The sequence below is a fragment of the Nocardioides halotolerans DSM 19273 genome, from assembly GCF_000422805.1.
Taxonomy (GTDB): Bacteria; Actinomycetota; Actinomycetes; order Propionibacteriales; family Nocardioidaceae; genus Nocardioides; species Nocardioides halotolerans.
In genome coordinates this window covers 18,246-44,661 of sequence record NZ_KE383927.1, presented here as the reverse complement: position 1 = coordinate 44,661, position 26,416 = coordinate 18,246, and the positions used below count along the sequence as shown (strand labels likewise).

The window sequence follows — 26,416 nt, the reverse complement described above, 5'->3', positions numbered from 1 at the left end:
TCTCCCGTGCGGGAGGATTACCGCCGTGGGCGACCAGGCGACGAACGCGCTCGTCGCGATCGCCCTCGGCTCCGTCCTCGCCGTCCTGCTGCTGATCCCGACCGCCGCGGTGCAGTACCGCCTCGACGGCCGGCTCGGGCCGCTGGACCTGACGATCCTGGTCACCTCCGCGATCTACGCGCTGGCGATCTGGACCTACACGCTGCTGCCGATGCCGGCCGACCACACCTTCGCCTGCAAGGGCAGCCAGCTGCGGGTGCTCGGCTCGCTCGGCCTGATCCACGTGCCCGACCGCGGCGGCCCGCTGGCGCTGCTGCGCGAACCCGCGTTCCTGCAGATCGTGCTCAACGTCCTGCTGTTCGTCCCGCTCGGCTACTTCCTCCGCGTGATCCTGCACCGCGGGGTCGTGGTCGCGACGCTCGCCGGGCTCGGGCTCTCGCTGCTGGTCGAGCTCACCCAGAAGACCGGCGTGTGGCACCTCTACTCGTGTGCCTACCGGCTCTTCGACGTCGACGACCTCATCGTCAACACCCTCGGCGCGACGATCGGGTCGCTGCTGTCGATCCTCGTCGTGCGCCGGCGTCGCCCCGACGTCGTACTGCCCACCACGGTCTCCTTCGGCCGCCGGGTGGTCGGCTTCACCAGCGACGTGCTGTTCATCGCGCTCGCCGGCGCGGCCGCGGCGGTCGCCTTCCGCGGCTGGGAGATCTACGTGCGCGACGTCGCGCCCGCCGAGGTGGACCGGCACGTGCAGGCCGCCCTGCAGTGGGGCGTGCCGTTCGCGGTCGAGGCGGTGCTCGTGCTCGGCTTCGGCCGGACCCTCGGCGAGTGGGTGGTCTCGCTGCACACCGTGCCGCGGCGACGCCGCCTGCTGGTGCCCGGCCGGATCGTGAAGCTCGCCGTGGGGGTCGGGCCGGTGTTCGTGCTCGCCCCGCTCTACGACCAGGTGGTGGGTCCGCTCGCGATCGGCCTGCTGGCGGCGTACGCCGTCCTGACCGTCGCCTTCGCGTGGCGGACGGCGGGCCACCGCGGCCTGAGCCACACGCTGGCGCACCTCGACCTCCGCATCGGCGACGACGCGGATGCCCGGACCTAGTCGCGGTGCATGCTCCGGTCCTCGCCCCGCCGGTTGCGCGTGGGGAGGTGGTCGCTCACGTAGACCTTCGGCAGCACCTTCGCGACCGCGAGCGCGACGTACATGACGGTGTTGATCGCCACGAACGCCGCCAGCACCGCGAAGAACGGCGAGCGCAGGAAGCTCTCGGGCAGCAGCAGCCCCCAGCTCTCGACCAGCGTGGTCATGCGCCGCGCCCTGCGAGCTCGGGCTCCTGCGCGGACGGGCCGGTCGTCTCCAGCTCCCAGCGCCCGGTGCGGCCGAAGGAGATGTCGAGGATGCCCTTCACGTAGACGGCGTTGAGGAACATGGCGAAGAACAGCTCGGGGAAGAGCGACGCGCCGAGGAGGCGGGCCGCGGGACCTCCCCGCCAGACCGTCACGACGCGCTCGACCGCGAACACGAGGCCGATGCCGACCCAGAACGGGAACCACACCCAGTGGTCCAGCGACGCCAGCATCACGGCGATCAGGAGCAGGTAGCAGCTGAGCGCGATGACGCCGTAGCCGATGCCGAGCTGCTGGGCCCAGTAGCGGAACGTCTGCGGCCGGATGCCGTAGGCGCCGAGGTTCTCGAGCGCACCGCGCTGCCAGCGCAGCCGCTGGATCCAGAGCGCGCGCCACGTCGGCATCACCTCGGTGACCACGGTGCAGTCGGGCGGGGAGATCATCAGGCCGCCGAGCGACTTGAGGGCGAGCGTCAGCTCGTTGCCCTCGGTGAGGGCGATCGTGTCGTAGACGTCGCCCGGCACGCCGGGGAGCGAGCGGCCGCGCTCGGCGGCCACCGTGCGCAGCGCCCGCGGCCGGAACACCGAGGCCGTGCCGGTCAGCACGAACACGCGGCCGCGCCGGCGCTTCCATCTCGCGCGCGTAGCGCGCGTACTCGTTGCGCTGGAACTGGCCGAGCAGCCCCTTGCCCTCCTCGCCGTAGAAGAGCCCGCCGATGGCCATCAGCGCGCGGTCCTCGGTCATCCGCCGGGGGCCGCCGCCTCCAGGAAGCCGTCGTCGAGGGTCGTGTCGGCGTCCATCACCATGACGAGGTCGTTCTCGCCCTGGCCGGGCAGCAGCTCGCGCAGGGCCTGGTTGAGGCCCCCTGCCTTCTTGCGGGTGTTGCCGATGGTCGTGAAGACCTCGACGCCCAGGGCCAGGGCGATGTCCTCGGTCGCGTCGGTGCAGTTGTCGGCGACCACGACGATCCGCTCGGGGCGCTGCGACTGCGACTGCAGCGACCGGAGCGTCTGGCCGATGCACGCCGCCTCGTTGTGGGCGGGGACGAGCACGGTGATGGTGACCGGGCCGTGGTCGATCCCGCGCGTCTCGGCCATGACGATCTTCGGCGCGAGCGGCAACCGGTGCAGGTCCTCGCTGCGCCGCGCGCGGGTGGCGATCCGGCGCTCGAGCAGCGCGACTCCGGCCGCGAACAGGAGCGCCAGCCCGATGGCGGCGAGCAGCACCCGGGAGGAGGGCGCGTCGGTGTCGTAGAGCACCTTCCACGCGCCGAACACGAACCCGGTGCGCGGGGCTCTGTTCGTCTCGTGCTCGCCGGACGAGACCGCCAACCAGAGCAGCAGTGCTCCCAGGAGCGCCGCACCCAGGATCACGACCCCGACCGCGCGTTGAAACCGACCCAGCGCTGCCACCTCTCGAAAAAAACTCGTCCCCCGAATCATCGGTCGAGAAGGGCGCGTCCTGAGGGGTTTTCGCAGATCAGAGCAGCTTCTTCAGCACGGGCAACGGCGCGTGCCGCATCACGGGCGCGAGGGCCGTCCAGGGGAGGGCCGGCACGTAGGCCTGGGCCTTCTGCTTCTCGATCGCGTCGACCATGGCGCGGACGCCGTCCTCGGTGGAGGCCATGAACCGCACCTGCTGCTGGACCCGCTCGTTCATCTCCGAGGCGATGTAGCCGCAGTGCAGGACCGTGACCTTGATCGGCGTGCCGAGCAGCTCGTGCTGCAGCCCCTCGCCGAGGTGGGACAGCGCGGCCTTGGTGGCGGCGTAGACCGTCATCGACTTGGGCATCCCGCGCATCGCGGACATCGACGACACGAGCACCAGGTGACCGGCGTCCTGGGCGCGGAAGACCTCCATCGCGGCCTCGGCCTGGGTCAGCGCGGCGACGAAGTTGGTCATCGCGGTCTCGCGGTTGGCGTCCTGGCGACCGGTGCCGAGGGGCGCGCCCTTCCCGATGCCGGCGTTGACGATCACCCGGTCGAGCCCGCCGAAGTCGCCACGGAAGGCGCGGAAGACCTCGAAGACCTGTGCGTCGTCGTTCACGTCGAGGGCGCGGAGCTCGACGCGGCGCTGGGGGTGAGCGGCCCGGATCTCGTCGCGGAGCGCCTCGAGCCGTTCGGTACGCCGCGCGCAGAGCGCGAGGTCGTGGCCCCTGGCGGCGAACTGGCGCGCCATCTCGGCGCCGAGCCCGGACGAGGCTCCGGTGATGAGGATCGTCGACATGCTCCCAGTGTGGAGCAGTGGGTCAGCCCTGCCGGCCCGAGGTGTCCGGCTCGATGATGACGACGGTGCCCATGACCTTGTCGGCGAGCGTCTGGTTGCGCCGGTCCCAGATCGGCCACAGCCAGCCGAGGTAGCACACGAGGCTGTCGAGCACGTGCGCGATCGAGCGCACGAAGCACCAGCCGGCCCCCATCGGCTCCGAGGTCTCGATCCGGACCAGCTTGATGCCCACCGCGGTCTTGCCGAGGCTGTAGCCGGTCCGCCCCTGCCGGATGACCTGGTTGTAGACGTGGAACGCCAGCGACAGCAGCGCCCCGATGATCAAGAGGGCGGTGGTGGTGCCGCTGACCTGGCTGGCGTCGGAGATGGTGCGGTTGCCGAACGCGTCGGTCTCGTAGACGACCTCGTCGCCGAGGGCGAAGTAGCCCAGGACCAGCGGGAAGCCGGCGACCGCGCCGAGGAAGGCGTCGACGAGGTAGCCGAGCACCCGGCGGCCCCACGACGCGAACTCGACGCGGACCGGTGCGTCGTCGCCGTAGATGGCGCGGTACTGCTCCTGCGGCGTCAGCGCCCGCCCGGCCTGCTGGCCGTGGAGCTGCGCCTGGAGCGCGGGGTCGGCCCACTGCCCGGCGATTGCGCTCGGGTTGGCCGGGTCGCGGTCCTTGAACGGCACGTAGTCACCGGGCCGGTAGCCCGGCGGGACCGGCCCCTGCTCCGGGGGTGGCGTGGACATGCGCCGAGGGTAGGGGCGCGGTCGGGGGCGCGCAGGCGATCCGGCGAAGGCTCGGGTTGCCGGCCTGTATGCATACGCGGTATACATACCGGGTATTCACCCGAGTTTCCGAGCGTGAGGAGCGTCGATGTCGGTCCGCCAAGCCCTGCTGGCCCTGCTGGAGCAGGGCCCGATGTACGGCTACCAGCTGCGCGCGGAGTTCGAGCGGCGCACCGGCTCGACCTGGCCGCTCAACGTCGGGCAGGTCTACACGACCCTCACCCGCCTCGAGCGGGACGGCCTCGTCGCCCCCGTCACGGGCGAGCCGGGCGCGGACGCCGACGGGCACGTGGTCTACGGGGTCACCGACGCGGGCCGGGAGGAGGTGGCCGCCTGGTTCACCACCCCCGTGGAGCGAACCCAGCCGCCGCGCGACGAGCTCGCGATCAAGCTCGCCCTGGCCGTCACGGTGCCCGGCGTCGACGTGGGCACGGTGATCCAGCAGCAGCGCAGCGCCACCATGGCGGCCCTCCAGGACTACACCCGCCTCAAGCGCGGCCGTCCCAGCAGTCCCGACGACCCGGCCGACATGGCGTGGAGCCTGGTCCTCGACTCGCTGGTCTTCGCGGCGGAGGCGGAGGTCCGCTGGCTCGACCACTGCGAGGCCCGGCTGCGGCGCGCCCAGCTCGAGCGCCCCGCGCGCGACTCGGCTGCGCAGCCGCCTGCGGCTCCCGGCGTCGAGGCGCAGACGGATCGCGAAGGGGCGCGGCGATGACGACCGCGATGACGACCGCGATGACGACGGCGGTGCTCCGGCTCGACTCCGTCACCCGGGTCCACGGCGAGGGGGAGACCGCGGTGCAGGCACTGCGCGGCGTCTCCTTCGCGGCGCACTCCGGCGAGCTCGTCGCGGTCATGGGACCGTCCGGGTCCGGCAAGTCGACCCTGCTGACGCTCGCGGGGGGTCTCGACAGCCCGACGGCCGGGACGGTCTCGGTGGAGGGCACCGACCTCGCGTCGCTCGGCGCGGTCGGTCGCGCCAGGATGCGGCGTACGTCGATCGGCTACGTGTTCCAGGACTTCAACCTCATCCCGGCCCTCACCGCGGCCGAGAACGTCGCGCTGCCGCGCGAGCTCGACGGCGAGAGCACCCGCGCCGCCCGCCGGCTCGCGAGGGCGGCGCTCGAGGAGGTCGGCATCGGCGACCTGGCGGACCGGTTCCCCGACGCCATGTCCGGCGGTCAGCAGCAGCGGGTGGCCATCGCCCGCGCCGTCGTCGGCGAGCGCCGGCTGATCCTGGCCGACGAGCCCACCGGCGCCCTCGACACCGAGACCGGCGAGGAGATCCTGCGGCTCCTGCGCTCCCGGTGCGACGCGGGCGCCGCCGGCGTCCTGGTCACCCACGAGGCGCGCCACGCGGCGTGGGCCGACCGGGTCGTCTTCCTCCGCGACGGCGTGGTCGTCGACGAGACCGGCACCGACCAGGTCGACTCCCTGATCGACGCGGGCGCCACTCGATGATCCCCCTGCACGCCTGGCGGCTGCCGCTCCGGCTGGCCCGCCGCGACGCGTTGCGCCACCGCGCACGCTCCATCCTCGTGCTGGTGATGATCGCGCTGCCGGTCCTCGCCGTGACGGCGGCCGACGTGGCGATCCACACCCAGCGGGTCTCGGGCGCGGAGTCGGTGGACCGCCGGATAGGCACGGCCGAGGCCCTGGTCAGCGTCTCCGACGGCGTCACCGACGTGAAGCAGAAGCCGGACCCCGACGACTGCTGCCCCGTCACCGACGGTGATGGCACCACCCCGGCCCCCACCGCCGAGCAGGTCTCGTCGTTGCTCGACGGCGCCACCCTGCTGGAGGTCCGGCGCGGCGAGACGGAGCTCCGGACCGCCAAGGGCCAGACGCCGGTCGAGGCGACCGAGGTCGACCTCTCCGACGCGCTGACCGACGGACTGTTCGACCTGACCTCGGGCCGGTGGCCGGCGGCTCCGGGGGAGGTGGTGGTCAACCAGAGCGTGCTCGACCTCGGCTACCGCGTCGGCGGCACCCTCGACCTGACCGCCGAGGGCGCCCCGGCCGACCCGACGATCGTCGGCGTCGCCGAGTCGACGACCAACCGCACCTTCCCGAGCGTCGCCGGCCCGCCCGGTGCGCTCGCCCTCGACACCACGGGCACCTGGGAGTGGCTGGTCGACGGGGGGCCGGTGTCGTGGCACACCGTCCGCCAGCTCAACGCCATCGGCGCCACCGTGGCCTCGCGGGCGGTCATCACCGACCCGCCGCCGAGGTCGCAGTGGCCGGAGGAGGTCCAGGTCGAGACCGACGACGGCAGCACCCTCGCGATCCTCGCCCTCATCGGCGTGATGGCCCTGATCGAGGTGGTGCTGCTCGCCGGGCCGGCGTTCGCGGTGAGCGCCCGCCGTCAGCAGCGCAGCCTGGCGCTGATGGCGGCGACGGGCGGCACCCCCCGCCAGTCGCGCCGGGTGATCGTGGCGAGCGCGATCGTCCTCGGCGGCGTCGCCGCCCTGGTGGGCGTCGGCCTCGGCATCGGCGCGAGCCGGGTGCTGCAGCCGCTGCTGCAGGCCAGGTCGGACACGTGGTTCGGGCCCTTCGAGGTGCCGTGGCTCCAGCTCGCGGGCGTGGCGGCGTTCGGGCTGCTCAGCGCCTTCCTCGCGGCGATCGTGCCGGCCTACCTCGCCTCGCGGCAGGACGTCGTCGCGGTCCTCGCCGGACGCCGCGGCGACCGTCCTGCGTCGCTGCGGTCGCCGCTGCTGGGCCTCGTGCTCCTCGGTGCCGGCATCGCCGGCTCGGCCGCCGGGGCCTCCCAGTCCTCGGGCGGCGAGCTCGCGATCGCGGTCAGCGCGATCCCGGCGGTGCTCGGGATGATCCTGCTGGTCCCGCTCGTGCTCGCCGGTCTCGCCCGCGTCTCGGGCCGGCTGCCGCTCGTGCTGCGCTACGCCGTCCGCGACGCCGACCGGCACCGGGCGCGAACGGTGCCCGCGGTCTCGGCGGTGGCCGCGACGGTCGCCGGCGTCGTCGCCCTCGGCATCGGCCTGAGCTCCGACGACGCCGAGAACCAGGCGACCTACCTGCCCTCGGTCGCGCCCGGTGTCGGCATCGTCTCCGCCTACGAGCCCGACGTGTCGTGGGCTGCGCTGGCCTCGGTGGTGCAGCGAGAGCTGCCCCACGCGACCGTCACCGAGCAGCGCGGCCTGCCCGACGGCGACGGCTACGCCGAGGTGTTCGGGCCGAGCGGCGAGACGCTCCTCCAGTCCTCTGGCGGCTCGCTCGGGGCGAACATCATGGCCGCCGACGGCGACCTCCCCATCGGCCTGCTCGGGGTCGCGGCGCGCGACGTGCCGCGCGCGGAGGCGATGCTCGCCGGCGGCGGGATGGTCGCCTTCGTCTCACCCGGCACCTCGGTCAGCGGCGACACCGCCACCGTCGTGCAGCACAGCTTCGACCCGGAGTCGGGAGAGGAGACGGGCAGCCATCGGGTGAGCGTCCCCGCCGCGTTCGTGACGCTGACCGACCCCTGGGCCGGGCCGGCGGCACTCGTGTCGACGGCGGCCGCACGCGACCTGGGCGTCCGGCCGCAGGTCGTCTCGCTGGCCGTGACCGGCCATGTGTCCGAGCAGCAGGAGGACGACGTCAACCAGGCGCTGGCCGCCGCCTCCTCCGACACCGGGCTCTACGTCGAGCGCGGCTTCCGGGCCGACGACGCGACGGTGATCGCGCAGCTGGTGCTGATCGCGCTCGGCGCGGTGCTGATGCTGGGCGGCACGCTGACCGCGACGTTCCTCGCCCTCTCCGACGCCCGGCCCGACCTGGCCACGCTCTCGGCGGTGGGCGCCTCCCCGCGCACCCGGCGCGGGGTCGCCGCGGCGTACGCCGTCGTGGTCGGCGGCGTCGGCGCCGCGCTCGGCGCGGCGGTCGGGTTCATCCCCGGCATCGCCGTGACCTGGCCGCTGACGTCGACCAACGGTCTCGACGGCGGGCCGCCGACCGGCCCGTTCCTCGACGTCCCGTGGCTGATGGTGCTCGGGCTCGTCGTGGTGCTGCCCGCGGTGACCGCGGTGGTGGTGGGGCTGTTCGCGCGCTCGCGGCTGCCACTGGTGGCGCGGCTCGACTGACGTTGTTGGATGGGTGCGTGCACGCCGACACCGAGGAGCGGCCCTCACCCGTCGCCGGTCGCGGGCTGTTCGCCACCGCAGCCATCCCGGCCGGCACCGAGGTGCTGCGTCCGGCCGGGGCGGTGCACGAGGAGGGTCCGGTCAACCACGCGTGCGACCCCAACCTCGGCTGGCGCGGGGACGCGCTGGTGACGCTCCGCGACGTGGCGGCCGGCGAGGAGCTCCTCGTCGACTACGCGACCGGCACGGCCGACCGGACGTACGTGCTGCGGTGCCACTGCGCGTCGTACCGCTGCCGGCAGATGGTCGAGGGCACCGACTGGCAGATCCCCCAGCTCCGGCGGAGGTACGCCGGCCACTGGGCTCCGGACGTGCAGGCACTGATCGACGCCGAACCGGCCTGACAGCGGTCCCGCGGCGCGGGATCGGGCATTTCCCCGCCGCGCCGACAAGATCGACCTAACCTCGCTGGGTGGCTCGCACGGGGGTCGCGGCGGCCTGGACCGCCGCGCTGGGTGTCGCGCTCGCGATCGGACCGGTCAGTCCCAGCCCGGCGGCGCGAGCGCCGTCCGACGACGCCCGCACCGCGTCCACCCCCGCGTCCGCCAGCGCGTCGGCCACCGCGACCCGCGCCGGGGCGCCGAAGCCCACGGTGACCCGGCTGACGCCGCAGACCGGCTCGACGGCGGGTGGCTTCCAGGTCGTGATCAAGGGCCGCAACCTCTCCGGCGCGAAGAAGGTGTTCTTCGGCGGCACCAAGGCGACGGGTGTGCGCGTCAAGAGCGGCCGCAAGCTCGTCGTCGTCGCGCCGCCGCACGTGTCCGGCCCGGTGCGCGTGCGGGTCGTGACGAAGGGCGGCGGCTCGAAGCAGGGCAAGGCCACGCACTTCACCTACGTGACGCCCGCACCGACCCTGGGCCAGCTGACGGCCAGGTCGGGACCGACCACGGGCGGCGCCGTGGTGACGATCAGCGGGGCCGACCTCGCCGGCGCGACCGCCGTGCGGTTCGGGAGCAGCAACGCGGCGTCGTTTTCGGTCACCTCACCCGGCACGATCCGCGCCGTCACCCCGCCTCGGCCGGTGGGTGCTGTCGACGTCACTGTAGTGACACCCGGCGGCGCGGCGACCCTCGCGGACGCCTACTCCTTCGTGGCGGCGCCGACCCTGTCCGCCGTCACCCCGAGCTCCGGCCCGGCCGCTGGCGCCACCGTGACGGTCAGCGGCACCGGGCTCACGAGCGACGCGGTCGTCACCTTCGGGGGCCTGGTCGCGACCGACGTGCAGTCATCCGCCGGCGGCACCACGCTGACCGTGACCACTCCTCCCCACGCCCCGGGGTGGGTCGACGTCGTGGTCACCACGCCGGGAGGCAGCGCGAGCCTCACCCGCGGCTACCTGTTCGTCGGCGGCGTGAGCCTGACCGGGGTGTCGCCCTCCGTCGGGCCGACGGCCGGCTTCGTCGACGTGACGCTGACCGGCACCGGGTTCACCTCCGACACGCTCGTGATGTTCGGCACCAAGCCGTCGCTCGACGTGAGCGTGAACCCCGGCGGCACCCAGCTGACCGCCGTGCTGCCGCCCCAGGGTGCCGGCGTGGTCGACGTGGTCGTCACGACCGAGGGCGACTCGGACGTGCTCGCCGGCGCCTTCACCTACGTCGTGGCGCCGACGCTGGCCGGCGTCTCCCCGACGGCCGGCCCGGTGGCGGGTGGCACCACGGTCACGCTGACCGGCTCGGGGTTCCGGGCCGGGATGCTGGTGGGCTTCGGCGGGGTGCCCGCCACCGGAGTCGTGGTCACCTCGGCGACCCAGGCGACCGTGACCGCGCCCGCCCACGGGCCGGGGCCGGTCGCCGTGACCGTCTCGACGCCCGGCGGCACGGCCACGCTCCCCGACGGCTACACCTACGTCGCGATCCCTGCGCTGACCTCGGTCAGCCCGGACGCCGGCCCGGTCACCGGCGGCACCTCGGGGACGCTGACCGGCTCGGGGTTCCGGGCCGGGATGCAGGTGAGCTTCGGCGGCGTGCCCGCCACCGGCGTCGTCGTGACCTCGTCGACGCAGGCGACCGTCGTGACCCCGGCGCACGCGGCCGGCACCGTCGACGTCTCCGTGTCGACGCCCGGTGGCCCGGTGACCCTGCCGAACGCCTACACCTACGTCGCCGCTCCAGTCCTCACCGCCGTCAGCCCGGATGCAGGCCCGACGGGCGGCGGGACCACGGTGACCCTGACGGGCACGGGCTTCCGCACCGGCACGCAGGTGAGCTTCGGCGGCACGCCGGCCACCGGCGTCGTGGTCACCTCGGCGACCTCTGCCATAGCGACGACGCCGGCCCGCCCCGCCGGCCCGGTCGACGTCACCGTGACGACCCCGGGCGGGTCCTCGGGAGTGCCCGCTGCGTTCACCTACGTGGTGTCGCCCATCCTGGCGTCGGTGACCCCGGCGACCGGCCCCACCGCGGGCGGCACGTCGGTGACGCTGACGGGTTCCGGCTTCCGGGCCGGTATGCAGGTGCGCTTCGGCGGCGACCCGGCGACCGTCGACCTCGTGAACCAGAGCGGCACCCAGGCGACCGTCCTCGCCCCCGCGCACACCGCAGGCCCCGTGCCGGTCTCGGTGACGACGGCGGGCGGCTCCGACTCGCTCAGCGGTGCCTTCACCTACGTCGTCGCACCGGCGCTGACCTCCCTCGCGCCCGACGCCGGACCGGTCGCCGGCGGCACGACCGTGACGCTGACGGGCTCGGGTTTCCGGGCCGACACCCAGGTGCTGTTCGGGACCACGCCCGCGACCGGCGTCGTGGTCAACCCCGGCGGCACCGAGCTCACCGCGACCGCGCCACCGCACCCCGCCGGCGCCGTCGACGTCACGGTCTCCACTCCCGGTGGCTCCGCGAGCCTGAGCGGCGCCTACACCTACGTCGCGCTGCCGACGCTCACCGCCGTGGCGCCAGACGCGGGTCCGGTGACCGGCGGCACGCCCGTGACGCTGACCGGGTCCGGCTTCCGCGCGGGGATGCAGGTGCTGTTCGGGGCCGCGGCCGCGACGGGCGTCTCGGTGAGCCCGGACGGGACCCAGCTCACCGCGCTCCCGCCGGCACACGTGCCCGGCACGGTCGACGTCTCGGTGACCACGCCCGGGGGCTCCGCGTCGTTCGGCAACTCCTACACCTACCTCGCCGCGCCGGCCGTGACCGGGGTCAGCCCGGCCCTGGGCCCGGCCGCGGGCGGCACCACCATCACGCTCACCGGCACTGGCTTCCGGCCCGGGACCGAGGTCAGCGTGGGCGGCACGCCGGCGACCGACGTCGCGGTCAACCCGGCGGGCACCTCGCTGACCGCGACCACACCTCCCCACCCGGCCGGGCTCGTTGCCGTCTCCGTCACCACCCCGGGCGGCACCGACTCGCTCGCCGGCTCCTTCACCTACGTCGCCGCGCCCACCATCACCTCCGTCAGCCCGGTCACCGGACCTACCTCCGGCGGCACCGCCGTCACGATCACCGGCACCGACCTGAACGGCGCGACCGAGGTGACGTTCGGCGGCGTACCGGCCACCACCGTCGTCGTCGTCGACGCGACGACGCTCACGGCCGTCACCCTGGCACACCCGGCCGGCCCGGTGGACGTCTCGGTGACCACCGTCGGCGGGTCCGGCACCGCCACCGACGCGTTCACCTACGTCGCGCCACCGACGCTCGACGCGGTCACCCCCGGTGACGGATCGGCCGCGGGCGGCACCACCGTGACGCTCACCGGCAGCGGGCTGACGGGCACGACCTCGGTCACCTTCGACGGCGTGCCGGCCACCGGCCTCGTGGTCGTCTCCGACGCCGAGGTCACCGTGGACACGCCGGCCCACGCCCCTGGTGTCGTGGACGTCGGCCTGACCGCGCCGGGCGGGACGGTCTCACTGGTCGACGGCTACACCTACACGGTCTAGCGTCGGCGCCGTGGGGGTCAACGCTCGGGTGCGGACGACGGCCGCCTGCGTGGGTGGCCTGCTCGTCGCCGCGCTCGTGCCGCTCACCCTCGCGGCAACCGCGGCGTCCTCGCCCCTCGGCGCGCGCGCCGCCCCGACGATCCGCTCGGTGTCACCGTCGACCGGCGACAGCCTGGGCGGCACGGTCGTCACGATCAAGGGTCGGCACCTCCGAGACGCCAAGGTCCGCTTCGGCGGGCTCGCCCCCCTGCGCGTGGTCCGGGCAGGCCCACGTGCGATCAGCGTGGTGGCGCCCCCGCACGCCCCGGGCACGGTCCGGGTCGGTGTGCGGGCGCACGGACAGAAGGCTCGCCCTCACACCTTCACCTATGCCGCGCCGCCGGCGCCCGCACCGCACGTCACGGAGCTGGTCCCGGCGATCGGGCGCCCGGGCGACCAGGTCGGCATCGTCGGCGACGGGTTCACCTCTGCCAGCGCGGTGTACTTCGGGACGACCCGGGCCGCGGTCCTCGGCTGGACCCCGACCCGGCTCACGGTCCAGGCCCCTCCGCACGCGGCCGGCCCCGTCGACGTGCAGGTGGTGAACCTGGACGGTAGGTCCGTCGAGTCGGCCCGGAGCGTCTTCACCTACCGGCTGCCCTCCGGGTGCACCCGTCCGGTGGTCGGGTGGATCGACCCACGGCAGGGCGACCGCGCCGGCGGCACGCGGGTGGGGGTGCACGGCGGTGGCTTCAGCGACGTGGTGGCGGTGACCTTCGGCGGAGCCCCCGGTGGCGATGTCGTCGTGATCTCGCCGACCGAGCTCGAGGTCACGACACCCCCGCACGCCTCGGGCGTCACCGACGTCCAGGTGGAGACGCAGTGCGACCTCTCCACGCCGGGCGACTACTGGTCGCAGTTTCGCTTCGTGCCTCCACCGCCCACGATCACCAGCATCGTCCCCCACGAGCTGACCAAGACAGGTGGACGGGTCACGATCACGGGCACGAACTTCGAGGAGGTCGACCACGTCTCGTTCGGTGACGAGAACGGCGCGGGCCTGGTGGTCGTGTCGCCGCAGGAGCTGGTGGTCACGGCACCGCCGAACCCCTACGTGGTCGAGGACGGCACCACGAGCACGAACGTCTCGGTGGCCACGTCCGGTGGCTTCTCTCCTGCCTCGCCGGGCTCGACGTTCACCTGGGTGGGCCCCCCGCCGTCTACGGCGTGTACCCGCCGTACAGCCCCGCCACGGGCGGGTCGAGAGTCCTGGTCGAGGGGTCGGAGTTCACGGGTCTCGGCGGGGTAACGGGTGTCGACTTCGGCGGCGTGGCGGGGACCGACGTGGTCGTGGACTCCGACGACCAGCTGCACGTGACCGCTCCGCCGCACCTCTCGGGGATCGTGCACGTGCGCGTGACGACACCGGCAGGCACGTCGCGCACCAGCTGGGACAGCCGGTTCTCGTTCGACACCCCCGTCGAGCCGGCCGGCGTCACCGCCGTCCCCGCACCGCTCCCGGCTGGGTCGACCGCGGGCTCCGACATCGCCGACGTGGCGTGTCCGGCGCCCGGGGAGTGCTTCGCGGTCGGCTCCTACTCGATCTCCGACGACGAGACCCGGCCCCTGGTGGAGCGGCTCTCCGGAGGCACGTGGTCGCCGACCGAGCTTCCGCTGCCCCCCGACGCCGTCCATCCTCCCGAGTGGTGGCAGGACGCCCGGATGCAGCAGGTCGCGTGCACCGCGGTCGACTTCTGCGTCGCGGCCGGCGTCTACGACACCGAAGGCGCGGCCGGTTCGCCCCTGTTCGCGACCTGGGACGGCTCGGGCTGGACGGTCTTTGCCTACTTCGTCGGCGACGCGGTCAACGGCGACGACTGGATCCACTTCGACGGGCTCGACTGCACCGCCGACCGGCGTTGCGCCGCGGTCGGCGCCGACCTGGTCTTCGTCAACGACGGCGACGCCTGGGCGATCGCACCCACCCCGGACACCGGCGCGTCGCACGGTCGCCTCAACGACGTCGACTGCACGGCGACCGAGTGCTTCGCGGTCGGACGGCTGGTCGAACCGGACTTCCACCACACCCCGCTCGTCGAGCGTGGCGCCGGGCTCTCGTGGACCGCCCAGGCGCTGCCCCATCCCGCGGGCGGCCGCCAGGGCACCCTCAACGCGATCTCCTGCCCGGCCGAGGGGTCGTGCACGGCGGTGGGCCAGTACACCGCCGGCGGCGACCGGCGCCCGCTGGTCGAGACCCTGGCCGGGGGGACCTGGACCCCGGGCTCGGCTCCGCAGCCCTCGGTCAACCTCCCGGACGTCTATGCCTTCTTCCGGGGCGTCTCGTGCCCGGCTCCCGGGTCGTGCGTCGCCGTCGGCGCCTACGAGGACGAGGTCCGGGAGGGGTACGACGTCAGCTACCCCATGCTGCCGATGACCACGTTCATCGGTGGCGGAGCACCCGTCACCGAGCCGGTGCCCATGGTGGACGTCGACCCGGTGCGCCCCGAGGCCGGCATGGACGACGTCCTCTGCACGGCGCCGGGCCGGTGCGTCGGCACCGGCGGCTACAACCTGCTCGGCTACCGCACCCGCGGGCTGGTCGCGACGCTCACCGCGGGGGCGGTCGGCAGCTCCCCCGTGCGCACGCCCTTCCAGGCCGGCGAGTCGTTCATCCACGGGTCGGCCGTCGACACCGCGGACCGGGCTGTCGTCGTGGGCCAGTACGTCGACGCGCAGGGCCGCTACCGGGGACTGCTCGTCACCGGCGTAGCGATCGGCCCGTAAGCAGAAAAAGTCAGGCTTGACTGTTTGTTGCTTCCACGCCATCCTGTCACGATGGCCGGCCAGGTGGTGACGCGCGTCCCGCAGGAGGAGCGCTCCCGCGCGATGCGGGCGCGGCTGCTGGAGGCGACGGTCGAGCTGCTCGTAGAGAAGGGGTACGCCGGCACGTCGACCACGCTGGTCAGCGAGCGGGCCGGGGTGAGCCGCGGCGCACAGCTGCACCACTTCCCCAGCAAGCAGGACCTCGTGGTCGCTGCGGTGCAGCACGTGACCGAGGTCCGCGGCACCGAGCTGGCCGCTGCGGCTGAGAAACTGCCGAGCGGGCCGAAGCGCACGCGGGCGGTGCTGCAGGTGCTCGGCGACCACTTCACCTCGCCGGTGTTCACCGCCGCGCTCGAGCTCTGGGTCGCCGCCCGCACCGATCCCGACCTGCTGGCGGAGGTCGCCCCACTCGAGCTCAGGGTGGGTCGCGAGACGCACCGCCTGACCGTCGAGCTCCTCGGCGCCGACGAGTCGCGCCCGGGGGTGCGCGAGCTCGTGAAGGCCACCCTCGACCTGGTCCGCGGGCTCGGCCTCGCCAACACGATCTCCGACGACGGGCGCCGCCGCACCCGGATCCTCGACGAGTGGGCCAAGACCCTCGACACCGCCCTGGAGCGTCCATGACCGACCTGCTGAACGGCTTGCTCGACGACCTCGCCGCCGAGGGCGACGAGCTCCGGGCGACCGTGGACCGGCTCGGCCCCGAGGGCTGGACGACGCCCACCCCTGCCCCGGGCTGGACCGTCGCGACCCAGGTCGCGCACCTGCTGTGGACCGACGAGGTCGCGGTGGTCGCGGCGCACGCCCACGAGTCGGCGGAGTCGAAGCAGGCCTGGGACGACGTCGTGCTGGCCGCGATCGCCGACCCGACGGGCTACGTCGACGCGGGCGCGTTCGAGCTCGCGACGCTGGCGCGCGAGGAGGTGCTGTCACGGTGGGCAGCGGGACGCGCGGCGCTCCGCACCGCGCTCACGGACCTGCCCGCCGGCCAGAAGATGCCGTGGTTCGGCCCGCCGATGAGCGCCGCGAGCATGGCCACGGCCCGCTTCATGGAGACCTGGGCGCACGCGCTCGACGTCCACGACGCCGCGGGCTCGCGGCCCGCTCCGACCGACCGCATCCGGCACGTCGCCCACCTCGGCGTGCGCACCCGCAACTACGCCTACTCGGTGCACTCGGAGGAGCCGCCCGCCGAGGAGTTCCGCGTCGAGCTCACCGCCCCGAGCGGTGCGGTGTGGACGTGGGGGCCGGAGGACGCCGCCCAGCGGGTGAGCGGTCCGGCGTACGACTTCTGCCTGCTCGTCACGCAGCGGGTCAACCGCGCCGACACCGGCCTGGTCGCGGTCGGTGCGGACGCCGAGCACTGGCTCGGCATCGCGCAGGCGTTCGCCGGCCCGCCCGGGCCGGGTCGTGGGGTCGCCGCGTGACCGGCGTGCTCCGGGTCGGCAACTGCTCCGGCTTCTACGGCGACCGGCTCTCGGCGATGCGCGAGCAGCTCGAGGGTGCCGGCGACGGACAAGGCCTGGACGTGCTCACCGGCGACTACCTCGCCGAGCTCACGATGCTGATCCTCGGCAAGGACACGATGAAGGACCCGTCGCTCGGCTACGCGCGGACCTTCGTGCGGCAGCTCGAGGACTGCCTCGGCCTCGCGCTCGAGCGCGGGGTGCGGATCGTGAGCAACGCCGGCGGGCTCAACCCCGCGGGCCTGGCCGACCGCGTGCGCGAGGTCGCGAAGGGGCTCGGCCTCGACCCGGCCGTGGCGCACGTCGAGGGCGACGACCTCCGCCCGCTGGGTCTCTTCGACGGCGCGCTGACCGCCAACGCCTACCTGGGTGGCTTCGGGATCGCGGCGGCGCTCACCGCGGGAGCGGACGTGGTGGTCACCGGACGCGTGACCGACGCGAGCGTCGTCGTCGGCCCGGCGGTCGCCCACCACGGCTGGACGCCGACGTCGTACGACGAGCTCGCGGGCGCCGTGGTCGCGGGCCACGTCATCGAGTGCGGCGCCCAGGCGACCGGCGGCAACTTCTCCGGCTTCCGCCGGCTGGTCGCCGCTGGCATGGACCCGGCGAAGCCGCTCGGGTTCCCCGTCGCCGAGATCGCCGCCGACGGGTCGAGCGTGATCACCAAGCACGACGGCACCGGCGGTGCGGTGACCGTCGACACCGTCACCGCGCAGCTGGTCTACGAGATCCAGTCGACCCGCTACCTCAACCCCGACGTCACCACGCGGCTCGACACGATCCGGCTCGAGCAGGAAGGCCCCGACCGCGTCGCCGTCTCCGGCGTGCGCGGCGACCCGCCGCCGGAGCGGCTCAAGGTGTCGGTCAACGAGCTGGGCGGCTTCCGCAACCAGGTCGAGTTCGTGCTCACCGGGCTCGACGTCGAGGAGAAGGCCGACTGGGTCCGCGAGCAGCTCACGCCGTCGCTCACCGCGAGCGAGGTCGGCTGGTCGCGGGTCACGGCGCCGCCGCCGGACGCCGACAGCGAGGAGGCCGCCTCGGTGCTGCTCCGCTGCACGGTGAAGGACCCGCAGCCCGACCCCGTCGGCCGCGCGTTCACCGGGCCGGCCGTGGAGCTGGCTCTCGCGTCGTACCCCGGCTTCACCATGACCGCCCCGCCCCAGCAGCCCACGCCCTACGGCGTCTACCGGCCCGAGTACGTCGACCGCGCGCAGGTGCACCACACGGTCGTGCACGCCGACGGACGGCGCGAGGAGATCGCCGACCCGACGGACTTCTCGGTCGTCGACCCCGACGAGGGTCGGCGCCCCTCGCCGTACCCCGCCCCTGCCGACTCCCTCAACCGCCGGGCGCCGCTCGGCACGTTCGTGCACGCGCGCTCGGGCGACAAGGGCGGCGACGCCAACATCGGCCTCTGGGTCGCCAACGACGGCGACCCGCGCCGCGCGGCGCGGGTGACCTGGCTCGCGAAGCTGATGAGCCCGCGCCGGATCCGCGAGCTGGTCCCCGAGGCACGCGACCTCGACATCGACATCTACGTGCTGCCCAACCTCGGCGGCATCAACGTCGTCGTGCACGGTCTGCTCGGCCAGGGCGTCGCCGCCTCGACCCGCTTCGACCCGCAGGCGAAGGGGCTCGGCGAGTGGCTGCGCTCCCGCATCGTCCACATCCAGGAGGACCTTCTGTGAGCGACGTGAGCGATGGGAGCGCTGTGAGCGCGCTGCGAGAGCTCGGCGCCGAGTTCGTGCGCCGCGAGGTCGCGCCGTACCTCCAGGAGTGGGAGGACGCCGGCACGATCCCGCGCGAGCTGCACCTCACCGCCGGCAAGCAGGGGCTGTTCGGCGTCGCCCTCCCCGAGGAGGTCGGCGGCGGCGGGGGCTCGATGCTCGACTCGCTGGACCTCCAGGAGGCGATGTTCGAGGCCGGCGCCTCCAGCGGGCTGATGGCCGGCCTGTTCACCAGCGGCATCGCGCTGCCTCATATCGCTGCCTCCGGCGACGCCGACCTCGTCGACAGGTTCGTGCGCCCGACGCTGGCCGGCGAGACCATCGGCTCGCTCGCGATCACCGAGCCGGGCGGTGGCTCCGACGTGGCGGGCATCCGCACGACGGCGGTCCGCCAGAAATCGGCACAGGGCGACCACTACGTGGTCAACGGCGCCAAGACGTTCATCACCAGCGGGGTCCGTGCCGACTTCGTCACGACCGCGGTGCGCACCGGCGGCCCCGGTCACGGCGGCCTCAGCCTGCTGGTCGTCGAGAGCGGCACGCCCGGCTTCACCGTCGACCGCTCGCTGCAGAAGATGGGCTGGCACTGCTCCGACACCGCCGAGCTGTCCTACGTCGACGTGCGGGTGCCGGCGGCGAACCTCGTCGGTGAGGAGGGCTCGGGCTTCTACCAGATCGCCGAGCAGTTCGTCGTCGAGCGGCTGGGGCTCGCCGTGCACGCCTACGGCATCGCGGCCCGCTCGCTCGCGCTCACCGCGGCGTACTGCCGCGACCGCGAGACGTTCGGCAAGCCGCTGATCGCCAACCAGGTCGTGCGCCACAAGCTCGTCGAGATGCGCCGGCAGGTCGAGGTCGCGCGCACCTACGCGCGCGAGGTCGCGCGCCGTCACGTCGACGGGGAGAACGTGATCGCCGAGGCGTGCCTCGCGAAGCAGACGGCCTGCGACGCCGCGACCTACGTCTGCGACCAGGCGGTGCAGCTCCACGGCGGCACCGGCTACCTGCACGGGACCGAGGTCGAGCGGCACTACCGCGACGCCCGGATCCTGCCCATCGGAGGAGGAGCCACCGAGGTGCTGACCGATCTCGCCGCACGACTGCTGGGCTACGCGTCATGACCAGCACGGCGACCAACCGCGAGGCGATGCTCGACAAGCTCGCCGCCCTCGACGCCGAGCACGCCAGGGCCGTCGGCGGCGGCGGGGAGAAGTACGTCGCCCGCCACCACGACCGGGGCAAGCTGATGCCGCGCGAGCGCATCGAGCTGCTGGTCGACGAGGGCTCGGCGTTCCTCGAGCTGTCGCCGCTCGCCGGCTGGGGCTCCGACTTCGCCGTGGGCGCGAGCGTCGTGACCGGCATCGGGGTCATCGAGGGCGTCGAGTGCATGATCACCGCCAACGACCCGTCGGTGAAGGGCGGCGCGAGCAACCCGTGGACGGTGAAGAAGATCTTCCGCGCCTCGCAGATCGCCGAGGAGAACGGGCTGCCGACCGTCGCTCTCGTGGAGTCCGGCGGCGCGGACCTGCCGACCCAGAAGGAGATCTTCATCCCCGGCGGCAAGCTGTTCCGCGACATCACGCGGTCCTCCGCGGCCAAGCTGCCGACGATCGCGCTCGTGTTCGGCAATTCCACCGCGGGCGGCGCCTACGTGCCCGGCATGTCCGACTACACGGTGATGGTCAAGGAGCAGGCCAAGGTGTTCCTGGGTGGCCCGCCGCTGGTGAAGATGGCGACCGGCGAGGAGTCCGACGACGAGTCGCTCGGCGGTGCGGAGATGCACGCGCGGGTCAGCGGCCTGGCCGACTACCTCGCCGAGGACGAGCGCGACGCCATCCGCATCGGCCGCCGGATCGTGGCGCGGCTCAATTGGCGCAAGCCGTACTCCCCGCCCGACCCCCCACGAGACGGCAGAGGGTACGCCGAGCCGGACGCGGACCCAGAAGAGCTTCTCGACCTGATCCCGGCCGACCTCAAGGAGCCGTTCGACCCGCGCGAGGTGATCGCCCGGATCTGTGATGGGGTGTCGGCCACCAACGGTGCCGTCTTCGACGAGTTCAAGCCGCTCTACGGCTCGTCGCTCGTCACCGGCTGGGCGAGGCTGCACGGCCGCCCGATCGGCATCCTCGCCAACGCCCAGGGCGTGCTGTTCAGTGAGGAGGCGCAGAAGGCGACGCAGTTCATCCAGCTCGCCAACCAGGTCGACACCCCGCTGCTGTTCCTGCACAACACGACCGGCTACATGGTCGGCAAGGAGTACGAGCAGGGCGGCATCATCAAGCACGGCGCGATGATGATCAACGCGGTGTCGAACTCCCGGGTGCCGCACCTGACGGTGATCATGGGTGCGTCGTACGGCGCCGGCAACTACGGCATGAACGGCCGCGGCTACGACCCCCGCTTCCTCTTCACCTGGCCCTCGGCGAAGTCCGCCGTGATGGGTCCCGCCCAGCTCGCCGGCGTCCTCGAGATCGTCGCGCGGCAGTCGGCGGAGTCGAAGGGCGAGGTCTTCGACGCCGAGGGCTTCAAGGGGATCAAGGAGGTCGTCGAGGCGCAGATCGAGGAGCAGTCGCTGCCGTTCTTCCTCTCCGGGATGCTCTACGACGACGGGGTCATCGACCCGCGCGACACCCGCACCGTCCTGGGCATCTGCCTGTCGGTGATCGAGAACAAGCCCATCGAGGGCACCGACCGGTTCGGGGTGTTCCGGCCATGATCACCAGGCTGCTGGTCGCCAACCGCGCCGAGATCGCCTCGCGGGTCTTCCGCACCTGCCGCTCGCTCGGCATCTCGACGGTCGCGATCCACTCCGATGCCGACGCTGGCCTGCCCTACGTCGCCGAGGCCGACCTCGCCGTGCGGCTGCCGGGCAACGCGCCCTCCGAGACCTACCTCGACGTCGCGCTCGTGCTCGCCGCTGCCGAGCGGACCGGCGCCGACGCGATCCACCCGGGCTACGGGTTTCTCTCCGAGAACGCCGACTTCGCACGGGCGGTGCTCGACGCCGGTCTCACGTGGGTCGGGCCGAGTCCGGAGTCGATCGAGGCGATGGGCTCCAAGATCAAGGCCAAGGAGCTCATGCGCGCGGCCGGCGTACCGGTGCTGGAGGCGCCGGACGACCCGGCCGAGACCGACCTGCCGCTGCTCGTGAAGGCGTCCGCCGGTGGCGGTGGCCGCGGCATGCGCGTGGTCCGCCGGCTCGAGGACCTGGCCGGCGAGATCGCGACCGCCCGGGCCGAGGCGGCGTCGGCGTTCGGCGACGGCACCGTCTTCGTCGAGCCCTACGTCGAGCGCGGTCGCCACGTCGAGGTGCAGGTCGTCGGCACGAGCGTCTACGGCGACCGCGACTGCTCGGTGCAGCGCCGTCACCAGAAGATCGTGGAGGAGGCGCCCGCGCCGGGGCTCTCCGACGAGGTGCGCGCCGCCCTGCACGACGCCGCGCACCGGGCCGCGGAGGCCGTCGACTACCGCGGCGCGGGCACCGTCGAGTTCCTCTACGACCCGGACACCGAGCGCTTCTGGTTCCTCGAGATGAACACCAGGCTCCAGGTCGAGCACCCGGTGACCGAGCTGGTCCACGACGTCGACCTCGTCGAGCTGCAGCTCACCGCGGCGCAGGCGAAGTGGACGATGGGCTGGCCGGACCCCGCGCAGGGGCACGCGATCGAGGTCCGGCTCTACGCCGAGGACCCGGCCGCCGACTACGCGCCACAGAGCGGCACGCTCAGCCTCTTCGAGGTCCCCCTCGAGGTGGGCATCCGTGTCGACGCGGGCTACGCGACCGGCAGCGAGGTGTCCACGCACTACGACGCGATGCTGGCCAAGGTCATCGCGCACGCCCCCACCCGGGAGGGGGCCGCACGCAAGCTCGCGGGGGTGCTCTCCCGCGCCCGGATCCACGGCGTGCGCACCAACCGCGACCAGCTCGTCGCCGTCCTCCGCGACGACCGGTTCCTGCGCGGCGAGGTGTCGACCGACCTGCTCGTGACCGTCGACCCGGCGCGAACTTCGCGCCAGGTCAACGCCGCAGAGGCGGCGGCGCTCGCGCTGGCCGAGCGTGCCGCGGCCTCCCGCACCGTCCAGCGCGGCATCCCGGCCGCCTGGCGCAACGTCGTCTCGCAGCCGCAGCGCACGGAGTTCGAGGACGGCACCACCGTCAGCTGGTGGGGCGGTCGCGACGGCTACCGGGTCGAGGGCGCGACGGTGGTCGCGGCCGGTCCCGACGCCGTGACGCTGGAGGCGGACGGCGTTCGCACGACCTACGAGGTCGCGGTGGCTGGCGACCGCGTGGACGTGGACTGGCCGGGCGCGCACGCGGCGTACGTCCGCTCGCCGAGGTTCGTCGACCCCGCCGACGCCGTCGCGAGCGGGAGCCTGCTCGCGCCGATGCCCGGCACGGTCGTGAGCGTCGCGGTCGAGCAGGGCCAGCAGGTCGAGGCCGGCCAGCCCGTGCTGGTGCTCGAGGCCATGAAGATGCAGCACACCGTGCGGGCGCCCGGCCCGGGCACGGTGACCGAGATCGACGTGAAGCCCGGTGCGCAGGTCGCGGCCGGAGAAGTCCTGGCAGTCGTAGAGGAGTCGGAGTGACCAACAACTTCAGCGAGTCCGAGGAGCGCCAGGCGCTGCGCCGCGAGGTGGCCAAGCTGGCGGGCAAGTACGGCCGCGAGTACTTCACCGAGAAGGCGCGCTCCGGCGGCAAGACGACCGACCTGTGGCTGGAGATCGGCAAGAACGGCTACCTCGGCATCAACATCCCCGAGCAGTACGGCGGCGGGGGCGGCGGCATCGGCGACATCGCCGCGGTCTGCGAGGAGCTCGCCGCGCAGGGCTGCCCGCTGCTGCTCATGGTCGTGAGCCCGGCGATCTGCGGCACGATCATCAGCCGCTACGGCACCGAGGAGCAGAAGCAGCGCTGGCTGCCCGGCATCTGCGACGGCACCGGCACGATGGCCTTCGCGATCACGGAGCCGGACGCCGGCACCAACACCCACAACATCACCACCACTGCCCGCAAGGACGGCGATGAGTGGGTGCTCAACGGCCGCAAGATCTACATCTCCGGCGTCGACGAGGCCGACAACGTGCTCGTCGTCGCCCGTGCGGAGGACGCGAGGACGGGCAAGGTGAAGCCGGTCCTCTTCGTCGTCCCGACCGACAGCGCGGGGTTCGAGTACAACGTGATCCCGATGGAGATCGTCAGCCCCGAGCACCAGTTCACGGTGTTCATGGACGACGTCCGGCTGCCCGCCGACGCCATCGTGGGCGACGAGGACGGCGGGCTGGTGCAGCTGTTCGCCGGCCTCAACCCCGAGCGGATCATGGCGGCGTCGTTCTCGACCGGCCTCGCTCGGTTCGCGCTCGACCGCGCGGCGGCGTACGCCAAGGAGCGCGTGGTCTTCAAGGACGCGATCGGCTCGCACCAGGCCATCGCGCACCCCCTCGCCCAGAGCCACATCGAGATCGAGATGGCCCGCCTGATGACGCAGAAGGCCGCCGCCCTCTACGACGCCGGCGACGACCTCGGCGCGGGCGAGGCCGCGAACATGGCGAAGTACGCCGCCGCCGAGGCCGCCTGTGACGCGGCGGACCGCGCGGTGCACACCCACGGCGGCAACGGCATCACCCAGGAGTACGGCATGGCCGGCCTGCTGGTCGCCACCCGCGCCGGCCGGATCGCCCCGGTGAGCCGGGAGATGATCCTCAACTTCGTCGCGATGCACTCCTTGGGGCTGCCCAAGTCGTACTGACCGGCCTGGTCATCCCCTCGGCGGCGGCGGAAGCCGCTACGCGACCGCGACGACGTACGCCGCTGCGCTCGGCAGCCCGAGCATGCCGTCGCGGGCGACCTCCCCCATGATCTGGCGGAGCTCGGTCTCGGCCTTGTCCTGCACCTCTCCGGTCTGGGCCAGGAACGTCTGACCGACCGTGGCCACGCCGCCCGTGATCCCGCTCCACAGCGCGTCGACGCCGATCTCCCACTCCCAGCGGAGCTCCGTGGCGGTCACCACCTTCAGGCCGGCGTCCTCGGCCAGACCGCGCAAGCCTGTGACCGAGCGCTCGAAGTCGAGCTCGGGGCTGAGGCGCTGCCCGGTCTGAGGGACGACGCCCGCTGCGGTGAAGGCGTCGCCGACGAGGCTCGCCCACGGTTGGGTGCGCGCCGGCCAGCACGTCACGGCGACCCGCCCGCCGGGCCGCGCGACCCGAGCGAGCTCGCGCACCGCCGCCCGCGGGTCCGGCACGTGGTTGACGACGAAGTTCGCCGTCACGACGTCGAAGCTCGCGTCGTCGAACGGCAGGTGCGGCAGCGCCGCCTCGATGACCACACCTCGCATCGCGGCCGTCGTCATCGCGACCATCTCGGGGTCGGCGTCGACCGCCACCACCTGCCGGCCCAGCCTCGTCGCAGCGAGCGCGAGGTCGCCGGTGCCGCAGCCGACGTCGAGGTGGTCGTCGCCGATCGTGTCCGCGAGCAGGCGCTCGACAGTGCCGGCGCACAAGGTCGCGAACGACGTGCGGTAGGCCTCGGCGACTCCGGACCACTTGCTCACCGGACCATTCAACGCGACGCGAGGCGGCTCACGTGCGTCGGTGGAAGGTGTACTTGCCGGTGGGGAGCTGGTCGAGGTGGTAGCGGGGGTCGTGGGCTCGTGCGTGGTGGTGGGGGCAGAGTGAGATGAGGTCGCGGAGGTTGGTGTTGCCGCCGTCGGTCCAGCGTTTGTGGTGGTGGGTGTGGGTCATGCCGGGTGGCCAGTCGCAGCCGTCGATCTCGCAGCCGCGGGCTTCGATGGTCTTGGCGATCCTCTGCGCTTCGGAGGCGAAGCGCTGCTTGCGGCCGAGGTCGAGGACGTGGGACTTGCCGTCGAGGACTGCGGGGAGGACTCCGGCTTCGCAGGCGAGCCGGCGGGCGGCACCGGGGGAGAGCCTTTCGCCGGTGTCGAGCCGCGCGGCCTTCAGCCGGCCCTCCAGCGCGTCGAGCGTCATCGTCACGACGACGGTGGCGTTGAGGCCGCCGGCCTTGGGCAGGCGCTTCTTGGGGTAGCGCTGGATGAGCTCGACGAGGGCTTGTCCGAGGCGTTGCGGGGTGGGCTTGCGCTCGCCGAGTGGTCCTTTGCTGGCTTGGTGCTTGGGGGCGGCGAGGGCGTGGAGGTGCTTCTTGAGCATGGCGCCGGTGAGGGTGTCGAGGGTGAAGCGGCCGTGGGTCTTGCCGTGTCCGTCGTCCCAGATGGTCAGGCGGGTGGCTGCGGCGGCGGCTTGTTCTTCGCGTTCGAGGAGTCTGGCTTCGTGGGCGTCGGCGGTCTCGGGGGAGGTGACCTCGAGGATCCGGTGGCCGAGGACCTTGAGGTGTTTGGCGTCGAACTCGCGGGCGTACTCCAGGAGCCGTTGCTCGGCGGCGGCTGTGATGGCGGGGTCGAGGTCGTCGGGGAGGTCGGCGAGGGCGCGGAGGATGGCTTCGGCCTGCTCGACGTGGAGGCGGCCGTCGGCGAGCGCGGTCCGGGTCGCCTGGTGGTGTTCGAGGCCGTCGGCGAGTCGCATGGTGCGGTGGGCGTGGGTCTTCGTGGTGCGGGTGGTGGCGGCGTGCCAGGTGGCGGTCGAGGTCGCGCCGGTCTGGGCGGGGAGGTCGACGCGGCCGGCGTGGGCGAGGGTCCGGGCTTGGAGCTCGGCGACCTGGGCGGCCAGTGCGGCGAGGTCGTGCAGGGTGGTTGTGGTGTCGTCGGCGTTCATCGACCACACCGGAGTGTCCGCGACGGCGGAGAGTTCTTTGCGTGCGTCGGCCACGGCCCGGGTGACCGGGTGGGGGTGGTGGGCGAGCGCTGTCATGGCACCTATTCCAGCACTGACCACCGACAGTCGCTGGGTGGACGGATCCCGTTGTGGATAGGGGGTTTTGGCGCTGTGGTTGTGGACGTGAAGTGGACGTTCGCCGGCGTCCGGGGACGGCTGGGAGCGCACGCTGCGGTGATCTCGACAAGCTCGATCGGCGGTGGTGCGGCGGGTGCCTTCGCGGCGGTGATCTCGACGAGCTCGATCGGCGGTGGTGCGGCGGGTGCCTTCGCGGCGGTGAT

General features: G+C 73.2%; 21 protein-coding genes and 1 pseudogene. 15 read left to right on the top strand and 7 right to left on the bottom strand.

Annotated elements, in window-relative coordinates; genetic code table 11:
• The first annotated feature begins 25 nt into the window (after positions 1–25).
• Complete coding sequence (locus tag G514_RS28575) at positions 26–1,096, top strand: VanZ family protein (RefSeq protein ID WP_051248154.1); 1,071 nt, start codon at positions 26–28, stop codon at positions 1,094–1,096.
• Here G514_RS28575 and G514_RS0123105 read toward each other — a convergent pair.
• From G514_RS0123105 to G514_RS28565, 5 genes and pseudogenes are all read right to left on the bottom strand, one after another.
• A complete protein-coding gene (locus G514_RS0123105) occupies positions 1,093–1,302 on the bottom strand; it encodes a hypothetical protein (RefSeq protein WP_157545182.1) in 210 nt (69 codons plus the stop codon). The genes G514_RS28575 and G514_RS0123105 overlap by 4 nt on opposite strands.
• Positions 1,299–1,973, bottom strand: a pseudogene (locus G514_RS31010) (glycosyltransferase family 2 protein); the annotation flags it as partial. The gene G514_RS0123105 and the pseudogene G514_RS31010, both read right to left, overlap by 4 nt.
• Positions 1,974–2,081: 108 nt before the next feature.
• Positions 2,082–2,753: a glycosyltransferase gene (locus tag G514_RS31005; protein ID WP_211222218.1), complete on the bottom strand. Its 672-nt coding sequence runs from the start codon at positions 2,751–2,753 to the stop codon at positions 2,082–2,084.
• Between the two features lie 67 nt (positions 2,754–2,820).
• Positions 2,821–3,567, bottom strand: a complete 747-nt coding sequence (locus G514_RS0123095; RefSeq protein WP_028653678.1) for an SDR family oxidoreductase — start codon at positions 3,565–3,567, stop codon at positions 2,821–2,823.
• 22 nt (positions 3,568–3,589) lie between these two features.
• Positions 3,590–4,300: an RDD family protein gene (locus tag G514_RS28565; RefSeq protein WP_051248152.1), complete on the bottom strand. Its 711-nt coding sequence runs from the start codon at positions 4,298–4,300 to the stop codon at positions 3,590–3,592.
• A gap of 127 nt (positions 4,301–4,427) precedes the next feature.
• On the opposite strand from G514_RS28565, the gene G514_RS0123085 reads away from it, so the two are divergent.
• The 14 genes from G514_RS0123085 to G514_RS0123020 all read left to right on the top strand — a co-directional run bounded on the left by G514_RS0123085 (position 4,428) and on the right by G514_RS0123020 (position 24,100).
• The gene (locus G514_RS0123085) at positions 4,428–5,054 is read left to right on the top strand and encodes a PadR family transcriptional regulator (protein ID WP_028653677.1); all 627 of its coding nucleotides are present in this window, start codon (positions 4,428–4,430) and stop codon (positions 5,052–5,054) included.
• A complete protein-coding gene (locus tag G514_RS0123080) occupies positions 5,051–5,800 on the top strand; it encodes an ABC transporter ATP-binding protein (protein WP_245582317.1) in 750 nt (249 codons plus the stop codon). Before G514_RS0123085 ends, G514_RS0123080 begins: the two co-directional genes overlap by 4 nt.
• Entirely contained in the window at positions 5,797–8,415 is a 2,619-nt protein-coding gene (locus G514_RS0123075; RefSeq protein ID WP_028653675.1) for an ABC transporter permease, read from the top strand. Before G514_RS0123080 ends, G514_RS0123075 begins: the two co-directional genes overlap by 4 nt.
• A gap of 17 nt (positions 8,416–8,432) precedes the next feature.
• The gene (locus G514_RS28555) at positions 8,433–8,819 is read left to right on the top strand and encodes an SET domain-containing protein (protein ID WP_051248150.1); all 387 of its coding nucleotides are present in this window, start codon (positions 8,433–8,435) and stop codon (positions 8,817–8,819) included.
• 68 nt (positions 8,820–8,887) lie between these two features.
• Complete coding sequence (locus G514_RS28550) at positions 8,888–12,361, top strand: IPT/TIG domain-containing protein (protein ID WP_051248148.1); 3,474 nt, start codon at positions 8,888–8,890, stop codon at positions 12,359–12,361.
• Between the two features lie 10 nt (positions 12,362–12,371).
• Positions 12,372–13,649, top strand: a complete 1,278-nt coding sequence (locus tag G514_RS0123060) for an IPT/TIG domain-containing protein (protein WP_028653674.1) — start codon at positions 12,372–12,374, stop codon at positions 13,647–13,649.
• Positions 13,568–15,124, top strand: a complete 1,557-nt coding sequence (locus tag G514_RS0123055; protein ID WP_028653673.1) for an IPT/TIG domain-containing protein — start codon at positions 13,568–13,570, stop codon at positions 15,122–15,124. The genes G514_RS0123060 and G514_RS0123055 overlap by 82 nt, the downstream gene beginning before the upstream one ends.
• A 51-nt stretch (positions 15,125–15,175) precedes the next feature.
• A complete protein-coding gene (locus G514_RS0123050; protein ID WP_028653672.1) occupies positions 15,176–15,787 on the top strand; it encodes a TetR/AcrR family transcriptional regulator in 612 nt (203 codons plus the stop codon).
• The gene (locus G514_RS0123045) at positions 15,784–16,590 is read left to right on the top strand and encodes a TIGR03084 family metal-binding protein (protein WP_028653671.1); all 807 of its coding nucleotides are present in this window, start codon (positions 15,784–15,786) and stop codon (positions 16,588–16,590) included. Before G514_RS0123050 ends, G514_RS0123045 begins: the two co-directional genes overlap by 4 nt.
• Positions 16,587–18,317: an acyclic terpene utilization AtuA family protein gene (locus G514_RS0123040; RefSeq protein WP_245582316.1), complete on the top strand. Its 1,731-nt coding sequence runs from the start codon at positions 16,587–16,589 to the stop codon at positions 18,315–18,317. Before G514_RS0123045 ends, G514_RS0123040 begins: the two co-directional genes overlap by 4 nt.
• Before the next feature lie 23 nt (positions 18,318–18,340).
• On the top strand, positions 18,341–19,474 hold the full coding sequence (locus tag G514_RS0123035; RefSeq protein WP_028653669.1) for an acyl-CoA dehydrogenase family protein: 1,134 nt from the start codon (positions 18,341–18,343) through the stop codon (positions 19,472–19,474).
• Entirely contained in the window at positions 19,471–21,069 is a 1,599-nt protein-coding gene (locus G514_RS0123030) for an acyl-CoA carboxylase subunit beta (protein ID WP_028653668.1), read from the top strand. The genes G514_RS0123035 and G514_RS0123030 overlap by 4 nt, the downstream gene beginning before the upstream one ends.
• Complete coding sequence (locus tag G514_RS0123025) at positions 21,066–22,940, top strand: acetyl/propionyl/methylcrotonyl-CoA carboxylase subunit alpha (protein ID WP_028653667.1); 1,875 nt, start codon at positions 21,066–21,068, stop codon at positions 22,938–22,940. Before G514_RS0123030 ends, G514_RS0123025 begins: the two co-directional genes overlap by 4 nt.
• The gene (locus tag G514_RS0123020; protein WP_028653666.1) at positions 22,937–24,100 is read left to right on the top strand and encodes an acyl-CoA dehydrogenase family protein; all 1,164 of its coding nucleotides are present in this window, start codon (positions 22,937–22,939) and stop codon (positions 24,098–24,100) included. The genes G514_RS0123025 and G514_RS0123020 overlap by 4 nt, the downstream gene beginning before the upstream one ends.
• Before the next feature lie 36 nt (positions 24,101–24,136).
• Here G514_RS0123020 and G514_RS28545 read toward each other — a convergent pair whose 3' ends face one another.
• Both G514_RS28545 and G514_RS0123010 read right to left on the bottom strand, forming a co-directional pair.
• On the bottom strand, positions 24,137–24,901 hold the full coding sequence (locus G514_RS28545) for a class I SAM-dependent methyltransferase (RefSeq protein ID WP_169576558.1): 765 nt from the start codon (positions 24,899–24,901) through the stop codon (positions 24,137–24,139).
• Positions 24,902–24,929: 28 nt separating this feature from the next.
• The gene (locus G514_RS0123010) at positions 24,930–26,171 is read right to left on the bottom strand and encodes an HNH endonuclease signature motif containing protein (protein ID WP_028653665.1); all 1,242 of its coding nucleotides are present in this window, start codon (positions 26,169–26,171) and stop codon (positions 24,930–24,932) included.
• Positions 26,172–26,416: the final 245 nt, after the last annotated feature.